We start from the raw sequence: 13,512 nt of genomic DNA, 5'->3' as shown, positions 1-13,512 counted from the left end.
ATCTGCCGCGGTCAGGACCCTGAGCGGAGGGCCAGGGCGGCCGCGGTGCGGTTGGTGACACCGAGCTTTCGGTACGCGTGCTCGAGGTGCTTGCGGACGGTGTGCACGGTGATCACCAGCTCCTCGGCGACCTCACGGTTCGACGCGCCCGTCGACACCAGGTGGAGCACCCTGCGCTCGGACAGCGTCAGCACGGTGGGAGGGGCGGGTGTCGCGCAGCCGCGCACGAGCCGCCGGATCGCGGGCTCCACGAGGGTGAGCACGGCGACGTCCTGCTCGGTGAAGACGTGCTGACGGCGGTCGTACGCGAGCTGGACCACCGTCCCCGAGCCCGTCGGCACCCCCAGCCACAGGATGTCGCGCAGTCCGAAGTGCGGGGCTTCCCGGTCGTCGTCGTGCTGGGCGGCGTCGTGCACGACCCCGACCGGCAACGCGCTGTCGCACACCTGCGGGTCCTGGAGTCCCTGCTCCGGGTACGTGATGGCTCTCAGGCAGCATCCCGTCTCGTCTGCCTCGAAGACGCCGAACACGTCGGCGCCGATCAGGTGGGCGGCCGCCTCGACCGCGTCGGGCGGCAGCATCGAACCTGGCTCGGGCTCGGCCATGAGCAGTCGGCGGATGGCCGACTGTGAACGATGCTCGAGCAGGACCTTGATGGCGACTCCTTGGTCTTGCAGTCAGCCCGGGAGAGGCATGCCCGGGACGATTCCAGCACCGGTGAGCGCGGATCGGCAACGACCGTCGGAGAGGTGGCACACAAGGACGTCACCGACGGTGCTGAAGCCGCTCTCAGCGAGCGCGACGGTGTCGTCGTCGAGCCACTCGAAGATGAAGAACGACACCGGGACGTCGGCGGGTGTCGGCTGGTAGCCCTCGGGCAGCCGCAGCTCCACGGGACGTGCGGTGGCACCGTCGAAGACCCGGGTCTCGGCGCCCACCTCTCCCACGTCGACGTGCTCGACGGGAACCAAGCGTCTCCCGGCCGGACGGAAGGAGAATCCGCCGGCGACCCCCCTGGCCTCGCTCGGTGTGCCGTCCAGCCCGCTCGCCCCCACCACGAGGGTGCGAGCACGGCCACGGAGGTCCTCGCGGTACGCCGCCTGGCCGGACGGCTCCACCAGGCCGCTCGTCAGGTCGTAGCGGAACTGGCGTGTGGTCTGCGCGTCCTGCCCGTCCTGGAGGTGGGTGAAGTACACATGGTCACCGACCAGGGCGTCGGGCAGGCAGGCCGAACCGGACGCCGGCAGGTGAATCGGCGCGGCCGTGGCGTCGCACCACGGGACCCGGTGGCGCACCACCTCGTGGTCCGCTGCGGTGTCGTAGACGACCAGGTCGCCTCGAGACCCGGGCTCGCAGTCGAACCACGCGACCAGTGCGCCGGTGTTCCCGGTCGCCAGGCCTAGGTCGCGTGCTGCTCCCGCTGCGACGGCGCAGGCCTTCCGGGCGATCCTGGTCGGTCGGTCGCCGTCGGTGAACCAGACGCTGCCGTCATCGTGCGCGTACACCGCCCCGGCGTCGGTCACGGACATGGACCAGTCGAGGACCGAGGTCAGCTCCTGGCCGATGTCGACGGTCTGGTCGCCCACGTGCAGGGTGCCGACGCGACCGCGATCGAGGTCGTCGCTCCAGACGATCGGGCGAGACCTCGGCGCTTCGGCTCGAGGCCCGTGCGACGGAACGTCCGCAGGACCCACGGATCGTGGTTCGCCGCTGCCCAGCACGGCGCCGGCGATGGCGACCGCCGCGACGGCCGAGACAGCTGCCAGCGCGCCGGCCACTCGGTGACGACGCCGGCGCCGTTCGGCGCGCCCGATCACCTCGTGCGGGTCGAAGACGGGGATCTCCACGCCAGCAGCGTCCATCCGTAGGAGGTCCCGGAGCGTGTCCGTCATGGGGTCACCGTCTCGTCGTTGGGGGGCGCGTCGAGGAACCCGGCGCCCAGGCGGTCGCGCAGCTTGTGCAGGCCGGTGGAGACCTGGCTCTTGACCGTGCCGACCGAGCAACCCATGAGCGCCGCGGTCTGCGCCTCGGAGAGGTCCTCGTAGTAGCGCAGCACGACGGCTGCGCGCTGCCGCGCCGGAAGGGTGCGCAGCTGCGCCACCACCGAGGTGTGGGTCGTGACCGCCTCGCCGGGGTCGGGTTCGGTCGCATCGAGCTGCACGTCCGAAGGCCGTTCGTGGAACGACCGGCGCCGCCGCCACGAGATCGCTGTCGTCACGATGGCCTTGCGCGTGTAGGCCTCCGCGTTGCCGACGTCGCGGAGCCTCGGCCAGGCCAGGTAGGTCTTGATCAGCGACTCCTGCAGCAGGTCCTGGGCCAGCTGGTGGTCACCGACGATCAGGTACGCCGTCCGGAACAGGCTCGCGGACCTTCCCGACATGAACTCGGTGAAGGCTGCGGCGTCCCCTGGACCTCGCTGCGCCATGAGCATCCTCGATCGTCTTGACCGACAAGAGCACGTCTTGTCCCCAGCTACAAGACGCATCCAGCACGCGCGAAGGTTGGAACCGCGTTGTCGCTCTGGGGCTGGCGGTCAGCCCTGGCGGGCGGCTCTGGTCAGGTCCAGGTCTGGTGTTGATCTGTGTTCACCCCAAATGAGCGACAGCCGGACCTGCGTTCGCAGGTCCGGCTGTCCGCGATGTCCTGAGACATCACATGGTCGGGCTGACAGGATTTGAACCTGCGGCCTCCTCGTCCCGAACGAGGCGCGCTACCAAGCTGCGCCACAGCCCGAGGCCTCGGTGAGCATACCGGAGCGGCCGGGGGCCTCCCCAATCGGTAGCAGCGGGCGGAACCGGCGTGCGATCAGGCGGTGGGGACCAGCGTGAGCAGGGTCGCCTCGGGACGGCAGGCGACCCTGATCCGGGCGTACGGCGACGTGCCCACCCCCGCCGAGACGTGCAGCCAGGACGAGCCGGGGTCGCCCGGCCGGGAGTCCGCAGGGTGCCGGTGCAGGCCTTTGGCGCGGGCGTTGTCGAGGTCGCAGTTGGTGGTGAGGGCACCGACGCCGGGGAGGCAGACCTGTCCGCCATGGGTGTGCCCGGCGATGACGGCGTCGTACCCGTCGCGCGCGAACTGGTCGAGCACCCGCAGGTACGGCGCATGGGTGACCCCGACCCGTACGTCGGCCGTGTCGTCGGCGGGTCCGGCCACCGCGGCGAGGTCGTCGCGGGAGAGGTGCGGGTCGTCCACGCCCGCGAACGCGAACCTCGTGTCGCCCACGTCGAGAGCGCCGAAGCGGTTGGTGAGATCGATCCAACCCTGCTCGAGGAACGCCAGCTGGAGGTCCGGCCACGGGAGCTGCGGTGCCGTGATGTTCCGCTCGCCGTCGTCGGGCAGGAGGTAGCGGAGCGGGTTGCGCATCGTGGGTTCGTAGTAGTCGTTGGAGCCGAACACGAAGACGCCCGGAGCGTCGAGCAGGCCGTCGTACGCATCGAGCACGGGTTGCACTGCATCGCGGTGGGCGAGGTTGTCGCCGGTGCTGATGACGAGGTCCGGCCGCAGGTCGGCCAGCGCCCGCACCCACTCCTGCTTGCGGGTCTGGCCGGGCGTGAGGTGCACGTCGGAGAGGTGGAGGACGCGCAGGGGCGCGTGACCGGCCGGAAGAAGCGGCACGGTGACCTCGCGGAGGGTGAACTGCCGCGCCTCCCACAGGGCGTACGCCGTCAGCGCGGTCCCGGCGGCGGCCCCCGCGCCCACCACCTTGCCCACCACCTTGCCCAGCGTCACGCCCGCGGCTTTGGCGACCCCTCGACGACCCACGCGTTCAGGCTTTCACACGACGCCCCACGTCGACCTCACCCCTGAGCGGCACGAGGAGGGGCAGGGTGGGCAGAATGGAGAAATGGCCGCTCTGAAGGACCGACTCCGTGCCGACCTCACCACCGCGATGAAGGCGCGCGACGAGGTCCGTTCCTCCACGCTGCGCATGGTGCTCACCGCCATCACCAACGCCGAGGTGGCCGGCAAGGAGGCCCGCGAGCTCACCGACGACGACGTGCTCACCGTGCTCTCCAGCGAGGCCAAGAAGCGACGCGAGGCGGCGACCGCGTTCGCCGAGGGCAACCGGCCCGAGATGGCGGCGAAGGAGGAGGCGGAGGCAGCGGTCATCGCCGAGTACCTGCCCGCGCCCCTGAGCGACGCCGAGGTCGCCGCGATCGTCACCGCCGCCGTCGAGCAGACCGGTGCCGCCGGGGAAGGCATGCGCGCGATGGGCAAGGTGATGGGCGTCGTGCAGCCTCAGGTCAAGGGTCGTGCCGACGGGTCCGCCGTCGCCGCGGAGGTACGCCGACAGCTCGGCTGAGGCTGCTTTCGCCTCACTGTCTCGTGACGGTCGCTGCGCGACGTCCTCGACCAGTGGAGCTAGCCGTTGCCGTGGCCCCCGCCGTTCCCGTTCCCGTTTCCGCCGCCGTTGCCGTTGCCGTTCCCATTGCCCGGGCCGTCGTTGCCGCCACCGCCGCCACCGCCGCCACCGCCGCCACCGCCGCCACCGCCGCCACCGCCGCCACCGCCGTCGCCGCCACCGTCACCGTCACCGCTCTTGGGCGGGACGCCGTCGGACTGGTAGATCGTGACGGTGTCACCGCTGTTGAGCGAGTCACCTGCGGCGGGGAAGGTGTAGGCGACGGTGTCGACGGGGTACTCCGAGTGCACGTAGCCGGCGACGGTCACGCCGAAGCCGAGCTCCTCCAGCTGGTCGCGCGCGGCCTCGACACTGAGCCCGCCCAGGTCGGGGATGGACGTCTGGATGCCGACCAGGTCGAGCCCGCTCGGCGGGACGAAGTTCTCGTCGGGCAGCTTGGCCTGGATGGCCTTCATGGCGTCGCCCCACATCGGGCCGGCGAGCGTCGAACCGAACGCCTCGGTCACGTAGCTCCCGCCGACCGTCTGGCCGTTGAGCGTGATCGGGTTCCCGTTGATGTCGGCGCCGGCGATCATCGACGCGGTTGCGAGGTTGGGGGTGTAGCCGACGAACCACACGGCCCGGTTGCTGTTGATCGTGCCGGTCTTGCCGGCCGACGGCTGCTGGAGGGCGAGGCCGGCGCTGTAGCCGAAGCCGCCCGGCTCCTGGACGCCGCGCAGGATGTCGTTCACGGCGTCGGCGACGGGCCCGGGCAGCACCTGCCGGCAGTCGGTGGGGTAGTCGCGGATCTCGTTGCCCTGCGAGTCCTCGATCGTGGTGACCGGCCGGGCCGGGCAGTGCAGTCCACGTCCGGCGAAGGTGGCGTACGCCTCGGCCATCTCGAGCGGGCTGGTGTCGGCGACGCCGAGCGTGAACGACGCGACCCGCTCGGGCGGGACGCCGCCCTCGCCGTTGGGTGAGGTCAGCTCGATGCCCATGTCCTTGGCGAGCTTGAAGGGCTCGCAGAGGCCGGTCTCCATCTCGAGCTGGGCGAAGAAGGTGTTCACCGACTCACGGGTGCCGGTGTACATGTCCATGGTCCCGGACGACGTCGAGTTGCCCACCGGCCACTCGCCGTAGTCGTAGGGCAGCCCGTCGCAGTCGAGGAAGTCCTCCTTGCGCAGGACGATGTTCTCGGGAGAGCTGATCGTCTTGTTCAGGGGGATGCCCTGCTCGATCGCGGCGGCCAGCACGAACACCTTGAACGTCGAGCCCGCCTGGAAGCCGGCCGAGTCGCCGTACTTGGAGTTGACGACGTAGTTGAGGAAGGTCTGGCCGCCGGCCTTGTCGGTGCCCATCGGCCGCGACTGGGCCAGCGCCCGCACGTTGCCGGTGCGCGGCTCCACCATGGCGAGCCCGCCGATGGCGCTGTCGGTCTGGTTCACGTGGTTCTTCACCGAGGCGTCGGCCGCGGCCTGCATCTCGAGGTCGACGGTGGTGCGGATCGTCAGGCCGCCGGAGCGGAGGAGGTTCTTGCGCTCCTCGGCGGTCTTGCCGAGCTGGGGGTCCCGCATGAGGTAGCGCACGACGTAGTCGCAGAAGAAGGGGGCCGTGGAGTTGACGCAGCCGTTGTCGGTGCGGGTGACGTCGAGGCCGAGCTTGCGCTCCTTGACCTTGTCGGCCTTCTCCTGGGGGATGACGTTGAGCTCGGCCATCCGGTCGAGGACGACGTTGCGTCGGGCCAGGGCGCGGTCGGGTGCGTTGGTCGGGTCGTAGCCGGTGGGGTTCTTCACCAGGCCCGCGAGCGTCGCCCCCTGCTGGAGGTTGAGGTCCTTGGCGTTGGTGTTGAAGTAGTGCTTGGCCGCCGCCTGGATGCCGTAGGCGCCGTCGCCGAAGTAGGCGATGTTGAGGTAGCGCTCGAGGATCCAGTCCTTGTCGTAGTTCTGCTCGACGGCGATCGCGTAGCGCAGCTCCTGCAGCTTGCGAGCGTAGGTGTCGTCGGTGGCCGCCCGGCGCTCCTTGGCGGTGTCGGCCTGGTCGACCAGCGTCAGCTTCACCAGCTGCTGGGTGATCGACGAACCGCCCTGGACGACGCCGGCGCTCGCCTGGTTGGTGATCAGGGCGCGCAAGGTGCCCTTCAGGTCGAGGGCGCCGTGCTGGTAGAAGCGGTAGTCCTCGATCGCGACGATCGCCTTGGTCATGTTGCGCGAGATCTGCGACAGCGGGACGCTGATGCGGTTCTCGTCGTAGAGGGTTGCGATGACGTTGCCCGCGGAGTCGACGATCTGCGTCTTCTGCGCCAGGTCCTCGGTCTCGAGCTCGGCGGGCAGGTCCTCGATCGACTTGGCGACGCCGCGCGCTCCGATGCCGAGCGCACCAGCGAAGGGGATGGCCAGGCCGGCGACCACGACGCCCATGACGCCGGCGACGGCGACCATGACGGCGAGGTGCGAGAGGATCCGGCCGGCGGAGAGCCGTTCTCCCGAGGGCTCCATCGCGGGCGGCGGCGCGGATGACATGGCCTCCAGAGTACGGGAGCGGACCCATCCGACACGAAATCCGGTGTCCGACGGGTGCATCGGCGGGTATCTCCCCGTGAGGCGATGCGGCTAGCCGGGCATAGTCCGTTCGGACTATGCGAAAGGGCCGTTACGGGGCTGTTGGCCGACTCGTTGTGTCTTTACCTTTTACTTCAGGCCGAAGAGGCCGTCTCTCGAGTGGGTGTCATGGGGACAACCGCCGACCGAGATGAATATGGGGATACAACATGTGGGTTGAAGACTGGGCCCCCGCGGCCGCGTGCCGAGAGGCAAACCCGGACGAGCTCTTCGTCCGCGGCGCCGAGCAGAACAAGGCCAAGCAGCTGTGCAGCGGCTGCCCCGTGCGCACGGAGTGCCTCGCCGAGGCCCTCGACAACCAGATCGAGTGGGGTGTGTGGGGCGGCATGACCGAGCGGGAGCGCCGCGCGCTGCTCCGCCGTCACCCCAGCGCCTCGTGGCGTGCGGTCCTCGAGACCGCCCGCAACAGCGCCGGCAAGCTGCCTGCCTCTCTCTAGCCAGCCGCTGAGGCCGGTCGGCAGGTCACTGACCGGCTAGCAGTGCCCCTACCTGCCGCAGCCCGGCGAGGTCGTGCACGTCGCTGGCCAGCGCGGGCACCACGACGGTCGGTACGTCGGGGTGCGCGGCTGCGAAGCGGCGTCGCTCGAGCGCCTCGCGCGCGACGAGTCGGCTGCGGTCGGCGTGCAGGCGCAGCAGTCCGGCGGTCCGTGACGCCGAGTCGGCCCGGGCCCCGCGCACCCTCTCGAGGCGCGCAGCGGCGGCGCGGGCCTCGTCCTCGCTGAGCGCGTCCGCCGGCGGCGAGCTGGCCCTGTTCACCACGAGTCCGGCCAGCGGCATCCGGTCCTCGCCCAGGCGCTCCACGAAGTACGCCGCCTCGCGCAGCGCGTCCGCCTCGGGCGCCGCCACCACCAAGAACGCCGTGCCCTCGGCCTGGAGGAGCGCGAACGTCTTGTCCGCGCGGGCCCGGAAGCCACCGAAGAGCGTGTCGAACGCCGCCACGAACGTCTGCATGTCACGCAGCACCTGGGCGCCCAGCACCTTGGTGAGGGCGTTGGTGACCACGCTCAGGCCGGCCGTCATCAGCCTGGCCGGACCCCGGGCAGGGGCCAGGATCAGCCGGATGAACCGGCCGTCGAGGAAGCTCGACAGGCGTTCCGGTGCGTCGAGGAAGTCCAGCGCCGAGCGTGACGGTGGCGTGTCGACCACGATCAGGTCGTAGCTGCCGTCGGCCTGGGCCTGCCGGTGGATCTGCCCCAGCTTCTCCATGGCCATGTACTCCTGGGTGCCGGCGAAGGAGCTCGACAGGGCGATGTAGAAGGGGTTCTGCAGGATCTGCTGCGCCTTCTCAGGAGTGGCCTGGCTCTCGACGACCTCGTCGAAGGTGCGCTTCATGTCGAGCATCATGGCGTCGAGGGAGCCGCGCTCCCCGCCCCTCGGCTTGCGGACCCCGGAGACCGGCCGCGGGGTGTTGTCGAGCTCCTCGATCCCCATCGACTGAGCCAGTCGCCGAGCCGGGTCGATGGTGAGCACCACGACCTTGCGACCTCGCTCGGCTGCGCGCAGGGCCAGGGCCGCCGAGGTGGTGGTCTTGCCGACCCCGCCCGAGCCGCAGCAGACGATGATCCCCGTGCTCCGGTCGTCGAGCAGCGCGTCGACGTCGAGGGGCGGGGCGTCCGACGGGATGGACGCGAGCGGGCCCACGCGCGGCCGGGCCTTGCGGGCGTTCATGCGGCCCCCTGCTTCTTGAGCAGGGCGGCGAGCTCGTAGAGGGCGCCGACGTCGATCCCCGAGGCCAGGCGCGGCAGGTCGTACGTCGGCACGCCGAGACGGTCGACCACCTCCCGCTGCGCGTCCTCGAGGGCGCGTCGCTCGGCGTGGTCGCGAGCCTCGGCCAGCAGCGAGTCCAGGAGCTCGTCGTCGGTGTCCACGCCCACGCTGGTGAGATCGGCGCGCACCGCCTCGACGTCGATCTCGCCGGCGCGGGCAGCCGCGAGGTCGTCGGCGTCGAGGTCGCGCGGGCGCACCATGTTGACCAGCACGCTGCCGACCGGCAGCCGCGCCTCGCGCAGCTGAGTGATCCCGTCGACCGTCTCCTGCACCGGCATCTCCTCGAGCACCGTCACCAGGTGCACACGGGTCCCGTCGGAGCGGAAGAGCGCCATGATGCTGTCGGCCTGGCTCTTGATCGGGCCCATCTTGGCGAGACCGGCGAGCTCCTGGTTGACGCCGAGGAACTGCGCGATGCGGCCGGTCGGCGGGGCGTCGAGCACCACGGCGTCGTACCGCCGTCCGGACCCCTTGGGAGCCTGACCGTTGCGGCGTGCCGCCTCGTAGACCTTGCCGGTCAGCAGCACGTCGCGGACGCCGGGGGCGATCGTCGTGGCGAACTCGATGACCCCGAAGCGGTCGAGCGCCCGGCCGGCGCGGCCGAGCCGGTAGTACATCGCGAGGTACTCCAGCAGGGCGGACTCCGCATCGATGTGCAGCGCGTGGACGGCACCGGGCGGCGGACCCGAGCCCACGGTGAGGCCCGTCGCGATGCGCCGCTCCTCGTAGGGCAGCGGGTCGACGTCGAACATGCGGGCGATGCCTTGGCGGCCCTCGACCTCGCAGAGCAGCACCTGGTGGCCGTCGGAGGCCAGGGCGAGGGCGAGCGCGGCCGCGACCGTGGACTTGCCGGTGCCGCCCTTGCCGGTGACGACGTGGAGTCGCGCTCCGCGCCTGTCAGCCATCGCGCCAGACTACTGAGCGCGCCCTGAGGTGCGCCGACACCCTAGGATCGCCGCGTAATCGGAGGGCACTCAGGAGGTCTGGCATGGACAAGGTGGTCGCGAGCGCGGCGGAGGCGGTCGCCGACGTCCAGGACGGCGCGACGCTGTCCGTGGGCGGCTTCGGGTTGTGCGGGGTGCCGTCGGTGCTCATCGACGCGGTGCTCGACGCGGGCGTCGAGGACCTCGAGGCCGTGTCCAACAACTGCGGCGTCGACGAGTGGGGGCTGGGCCGGTTGCTGATGGCGAAGCGGCTGCGCCGGATGATCTCGTCGTACGTCGGGGAGAACAAGGAGTTCGCCCGGCAGTACCTCTCCGGCGAGCTCGAGGTCGAGCTGACTCCGCAGGGGACGCTCGCCGAGCGGATGCGTGCGGGTGGCTCGGGGATCCCGGCGTTCTTCACCGCGACCGGCGTCGGCACCCAGGTGGCCGAGGGAGGCCTGCCGTGGAGGTACGACGACGCCGGCAACGTGGTCGTGGCGTCCCCGCCCAAGGAGGTGCGCACCTTCCCCACCGCCGAGGGCGAGAAGCAGTTCGTGCTCGAGAACGCCATCGTCGCGGACTTCGGGCTGGTGCGGGCCTGGAAGGGCGACCGGCACGGCAACCTCGTGTTCCGCCAGTCGGCACGCAACTTCAACCCGCTCGCGGCGATGTGCGGCCGGATCACCATCGCCGAGGTGGAGCACCTGGTCGAGCCGGGCGAGCTGGACCCCGACTCGGTGCACACGCCGGGGGTCTACGTGCAGCGGGTGCTGCCGCTGACACCGGAGCAGGCCGCGGACAAGCGGATCGAGAAGCGCACCGTCCGTGCTGCTGGTGGGGAGGCCTGACATGCCCGAGCAGAAGGGGTGGAGCCGTGAAGAGATGGCCGCGCGGGCGGCGTCCGAGCTGACCGACGGGTCCTACGTCAACCTCGGCATCGGGTTGCCGACCCTGGTGCCCAACTACGTCGCCGACGACGTCGAGCTGGTGCTGCAGTCGGAGAACGGCATCCTCGGCGTCGGTGCCTACCCCTACGACGACGACGTCGACGCCGACCTGATCAATGCCGGCAAGGAGACGGTCACCGTCCGTCCGGGGGCGTCGTTCTTCGACTCCGCCACGTCGTTCGGGATGATCCGCGGCGGCAAGATCGACGCCGCGATCCTCGGCGCGATGCAGGTCTCGCGCAACGGCGACATCGCCAACTGGATGATCCCCGGCAAGATGGTGAAGGGCATGGGCGGCGCGATGGACCTGGTCCACGGCGCCAAGCGGGTGATCGTGCTGATGGAGCACGTCGCCAAGGACGGGTCGCTGAAGATCCTCGAGGAGTGCGACCTCCCCTACACCGGCCTGCGCGTGGTGCAGCGGATCATCACCGACCTCGCCGTCATCGACGTGATCGACCCCGAGACCGGCGAGGTCGCCGCGTCCGGCACCCTCGGCGAACGTGCGCTCAAGCTGGTCGAGCTCGCCCCCGGCGTCACCGAGGACGAGGTGCGCGAGAAGACCGAGCCTCCGCTGCGCTGAGGAGGTCTGCCCGGATCAGTGCCGCTCCTCGAGGCCGATCGCCTCGTTGAGCTTCTGCTCGGCCTCGCGAAGCGCCGGGTCGTCGCGGCCCTCCGACTTCATCAGCGCGGCCATGCCCTCGGCCAGGACGTTGAGCTTCTCGTGCACGCTCTCCTGCGAGCGCCGGCCGGCGTTCTCCAGGAGCACGAGCAGCAGGAGCGAGATCACGCTCGAGACGGTGTGGATGACGTACTGCCAGTTCTTGCCGCTGCTGAACAGCGGATAGCTCGCCAGCCACGCGACGACGATGCCGAGGCAGACGACGAAGAACGGCGCCCGGCTGACCTGCTGGTTCACCGCCTCGACGAACTTCTCGAACGGCCCCCGGCCGTCGGACTTCTTGCGGTCGTCAGCGGCGTCGCGGGTGTCCATGACGAGACCTTAGGGGTGATTTCGTCCAGCTGTGCTCAGTTGTTTGACGCCTCGCGAGGGGTGGGCAATGGTTCTGACTCAACCATCTGTGGCCTACGCCGACCCACTCGGACCTGATCGGAGAACTCGCCCATGCGTCGGCTCACGGCCTTGCTCGTCCTCGTCCTCTCATTCGTCCTCAGTCCCACGATCGCGCAGGCCTCAGCACCCACCGAGGAAGTGACCCAGGACGACGTCGTGGAGATCGTGTCCAGCGATGATCCCGAAGCCGCGTTCGCGGCGCTTCCTTCCGCCGAGCAGGAGGAGGTGCGGACCATGGTCGCGGAGGCTGTCGCGCCCTCCACCGAGAGTGGAAGGACCGTCGCCCTTACGCCCTCAGCGGCCCAGGAGCTGGGGCTCAAGCCTCCGAAGACGAAGGCGGCCACGCTCACGGCAGTCGTGGCCGGCGGCTGCTGGTCGCACTACTACTACACCAACTGGACTCTCTACGGCGCGTCGATCGCGAACTCGTGGATGACGCTCAACTGGTGCGGGAGCAAGGGGTCGATCACTTCCTACAGCATCAGCAACGTCGGGGGATCGGGCTCGGGTCTGAGCTATCAGGGCAACACCAAGAGCACCCGCAACGTCGGTTGGGAGGTGCGCGGAGTGACCACCCACAGTTGGAGCTTCTGGATCGGTGGGATCTCCAAGTGCATGCAGGTCCGCGGCGGGGCGACCGGCCTCTACAGCAGGAGTGTCAGTTGCAGCATGTGACTCGGGCCGCGGCGACCGACGACGCGGCGGCGCGACAGGCGGACCGCGCACGAGAGGTGCGTGCGATCGCCCGTTGGCTGAGCCTGGGATCACTGATCCCGCTAGTGGGCTGGCTCCATGGCGTGGGGCTGCTTTGGTCCGATCCGGTGCTCACGCGACGCGACAAGGTGATCGGGACACTCGTGTTCCCAGGCGGTTGGTTCGGCGCCTTCGTCGGGGCATGGCTGATCACGCGCGAGTCCAGCGGCTACTGCTACACCTCGTCCTTCGGCCAGGGGGGTGGTCCGGAACTCGCGACTGACTCGGGCTGCGTCCAGACCGGAGCGTTCTCGCCTGCCGTCGGGATCGCCCTCCTGGTCCTCGTGGTCGTGGCCGCCGCGATCGGGCCTGTGCACGTCCGCCGCAGGGGTCTCCAGCAAGAGGCCTAGACGCCCCGCGGCCGGACTCAGGGCGTCGGCTCAGCCGTCGTCGTGATCGAGCGGGCCGAGGTTGGCGAAGAAGAGCTCGATCTCTCGGCGAGCTCGAAGGCGGTGGAACGTGAGGTGGTTCCACTTCGGGTCCGACATGGCCGCGGCGTACCGCTCCTGGGTCCGCCGATGGGTTGTCCATGCCCACCACAGGATCGACTTCTCGCCGCGCCAGAACATGAGACTGCCCCAGCTCTCTCGGTTGCCGTTCCACAGCTCTTGCCCGGTCGCCGCCCGCCGCACAGTGCGCGTCAGGGACTGCCAGATCGCCAGCCAGCGCTGCGGGCTCACCCAGACGACCGTATCGGCCTTGGTCCAGACCTGAGGCCCGACCTTGCTCCAGTAGTTGCCGTCAACGACCCAGGTGTCGCCGACGGTCGCGGCGTTGATCTTCTCCGAGAGCTCGGCGCCTGTCGCCGGAGTCCAGCCTGGTCCCCAGAAGAGGGCGTCGAGCTCGACGTAGGGGGCATCAAGGGCCTTCGCCAACCGGCGAGCGACTTCCGTCTTGCCGGAGCCCGAGCTGCCCACGACGGAGATTCGCTTCATGTCTTCTGGAAGTCCTCATAAGTGTTCGCATGCGGGAACGCGATGTCGGGGACGGGGATGCCGAGTGCGTCTTGGAGCGAGCTCGTCCCGGTGCGTCCGAGGCCGGCGCCGACGACGGTCAACGACATGGAGCGAGTGTCCCAGCCGGACGG

At 70.0% G+C, this 13,512-nt stretch carries 16 protein-coding genes and 1 tRNA gene; 6 read left to right on the top strand and 11 right to left on the bottom strand.

What is annotated here, in order from left to right:
- Nucleotides 1-11: 11 nt before the first annotated feature.
- The 5 genes from ABD295_RS18310 to ABD295_RS18290 all read right to left on the bottom strand — a co-directional run bounded on the left by ABD295_RS18310 (nucleotide 12) and on the right by ABD295_RS18290 (nucleotide 3,762).
- Nucleotides 12-581: a helix-turn-helix transcriptional regulator gene (locus ABD295_RS18310; RefSeq protein WP_344305251.1), complete on the bottom strand. Its 570-nt coding sequence runs from the start codon at nucleotides 579-581 to the stop codon at nucleotides 12-14.
- Nucleotides 582-677: 96 nt separating this feature from the next.
- Nucleotides 678-1,892 carry a hypothetical protein gene (locus tag ABD295_RS18305; RefSeq protein WP_344305250.1) on the bottom strand — a complete coding sequence of 405 codons (1,215 nt, stop codon included), beginning with the start codon at nucleotides 1,890-1,892 and terminating at the stop codon, nucleotides 678-680.
- Complete coding sequence (locus tag ABD295_RS18300) at nucleotides 1,889-2,425, bottom strand: SigE family RNA polymerase sigma factor (RefSeq protein WP_344305249.1); 537 nt, start codon at nucleotides 2,423-2,425, stop codon at nucleotides 1,889-1,891. The genes ABD295_RS18305 and ABD295_RS18300 overlap by 4 nt, the downstream gene beginning before the upstream one ends.
- 231 nt (nucleotides 2,426-2,656) lie before the next feature.
- Nucleotides 2,657-2,733, bottom strand: a tRNA-Pro gene (locus ABD295_RS18295).
- Nucleotides 2,734-2,805: 72 nt separating this feature from the next.
- Nucleotides 2,806-3,762 carry a metallophosphoesterase gene (locus tag ABD295_RS18290; RefSeq protein WP_344305248.1) on the bottom strand — a complete coding sequence of 319 codons (957 nt, stop codon included), beginning with the start codon at nucleotides 3,760-3,762 and terminating at the stop codon, nucleotides 2,806-2,808.
- Between the two features lie 82 nt (nucleotides 3,763-3,844).
- On the opposite strand from ABD295_RS18290, the gene ABD295_RS18285 reads away from it, so the two are divergent.
- Complete coding sequence (locus ABD295_RS18285; RefSeq protein WP_344305247.1) at nucleotides 3,845-4,303, top strand: GatB/YqeY domain-containing protein; 459 nt, start codon at nucleotides 3,845-3,847, stop codon at nucleotides 4,301-4,303.
- 59 nt (nucleotides 4,304-4,362) lie between these two features.
- On the opposite strand, the gene ABD295_RS18280 is transcribed toward ABD295_RS18285, so the two are convergent.
- Complete coding sequence (locus ABD295_RS18280; RefSeq protein WP_344305246.1) at nucleotides 4,363-6,861, bottom strand: transglycosylase domain-containing protein; 2,499 nt, start codon at nucleotides 6,859-6,861, stop codon at nucleotides 4,363-4,365.
- A gap of 248 nt (nucleotides 6,862-7,109) precedes the next feature.
- Between ABD295_RS18280 and ABD295_RS18275 the strand changes: the two genes are divergently transcribed.
- Nucleotides 7,110-7,397, top strand: a complete 288-nt coding sequence (locus tag ABD295_RS18275) for a WhiB family transcriptional regulator (RefSeq protein ID WP_344305245.1) — start codon at nucleotides 7,110-7,112, stop codon at nucleotides 7,395-7,397.
- Nucleotides 7,398-7,422: 25 nt separating this feature from the next.
- On the opposite strand, the gene bagB is transcribed toward ABD295_RS18275, so the two are convergent.
- Nucleotides 7,423-8,628, bottom strand: coding sequence for an ArsA family ATPase (gene bagB, locus ABD295_RS18270; RefSeq protein WP_344305244.1), 1,206 nt, complete (start codon nucleotides 8,626-8,628; stop codon nucleotides 7,423-7,425).
- Nucleotides 8,625-9,632 (bottom strand): ATPase BagA, encoded by a 1,008-nt coding sequence (gene bagA / locus ABD295_RS18265; protein ID WP_344305243.1) that lies wholly within the window; start codon nucleotides 9,630-9,632, stop codon nucleotides 8,625-8,627. Before bagA ends, bagB begins: the two co-directional genes overlap by 4 nt.
- An 83-nt stretch (nucleotides 9,633-9,715) precedes the next feature.
- On the opposite strand from bagA, the gene ABD295_RS18260 reads away from it, so the two are divergent.
- On the top strand, nucleotides 9,716-10,498 hold the full coding sequence (locus tag ABD295_RS18260) for a CoA transferase subunit A (RefSeq protein ID WP_344305242.1): 783 nt from the start codon (nucleotides 9,716-9,718) through the stop codon (nucleotides 10,496-10,498).
- A 1-nt stretch (nucleotide 10,499) separates the two neighbouring features.
- Entirely contained in the window at nucleotides 10,500-11,180 is a 681-nt protein-coding gene (locus ABD295_RS18255; RefSeq protein ID WP_344305241.1) for a 3-oxoacid CoA-transferase subunit B, read from the top strand.
- Nucleotides 11,181-11,195: 15 nt separating this feature from the next.
- Here ABD295_RS18255 and ABD295_RS18250 read toward each other — a convergent pair whose 3' ends face one another.
- The gene (locus tag ABD295_RS18250) at nucleotides 11,196-11,591 is read right to left on the bottom strand and encodes a low affinity iron permease family protein (RefSeq protein ID WP_344305240.1); all 396 of its coding nucleotides are present in this window, start codon (nucleotides 11,589-11,591) and stop codon (nucleotides 11,196-11,198) included.
- A gap of 132 nt (nucleotides 11,592-11,723) precedes the next feature.
- Between ABD295_RS18250 and ABD295_RS18245 the strand changes: the two genes are divergently transcribed.
- Together ABD295_RS18245 and ABD295_RS18240 are read left to right on the top strand one after the other, a co-directional pair.
- A complete protein-coding gene (locus ABD295_RS18245) occupies nucleotides 11,724-12,347 on the top strand; it encodes a hypothetical protein (RefSeq protein ID WP_344305239.1) in 624 nt (207 codons plus the stop codon).
- Nucleotides 12,335-12,775, top strand: a complete 441-nt coding sequence (locus ABD295_RS18240; RefSeq protein WP_344305238.1) for a hypothetical protein — start codon at nucleotides 12,335-12,337, stop codon at nucleotides 12,773-12,775. The genes ABD295_RS18245 and ABD295_RS18240 overlap by 13 nt, the downstream gene beginning before the upstream one ends.
- Before the next feature lie 30 nt (nucleotides 12,776-12,805).
- Here the strand turns inward: ABD295_RS18240 and ABD295_RS18235 are convergent, their stop codons facing one another.
- Entirely contained in the window at nucleotides 12,806-13,360 is a 555-nt protein-coding gene (locus tag ABD295_RS18235; protein WP_344305237.1) for a P-loop NTPase family protein, read from the bottom strand.
- Nucleotides 13,357-13,488: a hypothetical protein gene (locus ABD295_RS18230; RefSeq protein WP_344305236.1), complete on the bottom strand. Its 132-nt coding sequence runs from the start codon at nucleotides 13,486-13,488 to the stop codon at nucleotides 13,357-13,359. Before ABD295_RS18230 ends, ABD295_RS18235 begins: the two co-directional genes overlap by 4 nt.
- Nucleotides 13,489-13,512 lie beyond the last annotated feature (24 nt).

It is taken from the genome of Nocardioides bigeumensis (assembly GCF_039531755.1).
Lineage (GTDB): Bacteria > Actinomycetota > Actinomycetes > Propionibacteriales > Nocardioidaceae > Nocardioides > Nocardioides bigeumensis.
Note: the sequence above shows the minus strand (reverse complement) of the source record. Positions and strands in the feature narration are given on the sequence as shown.

Excerpts from the sequence above, each read along its gene's own strand:
- ABD295_RS18310 (WP_344305251.1), bottom strand. The coding sequence starts at position 581 with ATGCTGCCGCCCGACGCGGTCGAGGCGGCCGCCCACCTGATCGGCGCC.
- ABD295_RS18305 (WP_344305250.1), bottom strand. The coding sequence starts at position 1,892 with ATGACGGACACGCTCCGGGACCTCCTACGGATGGACGCTGCTGGCGTG.
- ABD295_RS18300 (WP_344305249.1), bottom strand. The coding sequence starts at position 2,425 with ATGGCGCAGCGAGGTCCAGGGGACGCCGCAGCCTTCACCGAGTTCATG.
- ABD295_RS18285 (WP_344305247.1), top strand. The coding sequence starts at position 3,845 with ATGGCCGCTCTGAAGGACCGACTCCGTGCCGACCTCACCACCGCGATG.
- ABD295_RS18280 (WP_344305246.1), bottom strand. The coding sequence starts at position 6,861 with ATGTCATCCGCGCCGCCGCCCGCGATGGAGCCCTCGGGAGAACGGCTC.
- ABD295_RS18275 (WP_344305245.1), top strand. The coding sequence starts at position 7,110 with ATGTGGGTTGAAGACTGGGCCCCCGCGGCCGCGTGCCGAGAGGCAAAC.
- bagB (WP_344305244.1), bottom strand. The coding sequence starts at position 8,628 with ATGAACGCCCGCAAGGCCCGGCCGCGCGTGGGCCCGCTCGCGTCCATC.
- bagA (WP_344305243.1), bottom strand. The coding sequence starts at position 9,632 with ATGGCTGACAGGCGCGGAGCGCGACTCCACGTCGTCACCGGCAAGGGC.
- ABD295_RS18260 (WP_344305242.1), top strand. The coding sequence starts at position 9,716 with ATGGACAAGGTGGTCGCGAGCGCGGCGGAGGCGGTCGCCGACGTCCAG.
- ABD295_RS18255 (WP_344305241.1), top strand. The coding sequence starts at position 10,500 with ATGCCCGAGCAGAAGGGGTGGAGCCGTGAAGAGATGGCCGCGCGGGCG.
- ABD295_RS18250 (WP_344305240.1), bottom strand. The coding sequence starts at position 11,591 with ATGGACACCCGCGACGCCGCTGACGACCGCAAGAAGTCCGACGGCCGG.
- ABD295_RS18245 (WP_344305239.1), top strand. The coding sequence starts at position 11,724 with ATGCGTCGGCTCACGGCCTTGCTCGTCCTCGTCCTCTCATTCGTCCTC.
- ABD295_RS18235 (WP_344305237.1), bottom strand. The coding sequence starts at position 13,360 with ATGAAGCGAATCTCCGTCGTGGGCAGCTCGGGCTCCGGCAAGACGGAA.
- ABD295_RS18230 (WP_344305236.1), bottom strand. The coding sequence starts at position 13,488 with ATGTCGTTGACCGTCGTCGGCGCCGGCCTCGGACGCACCGGGACGAGC.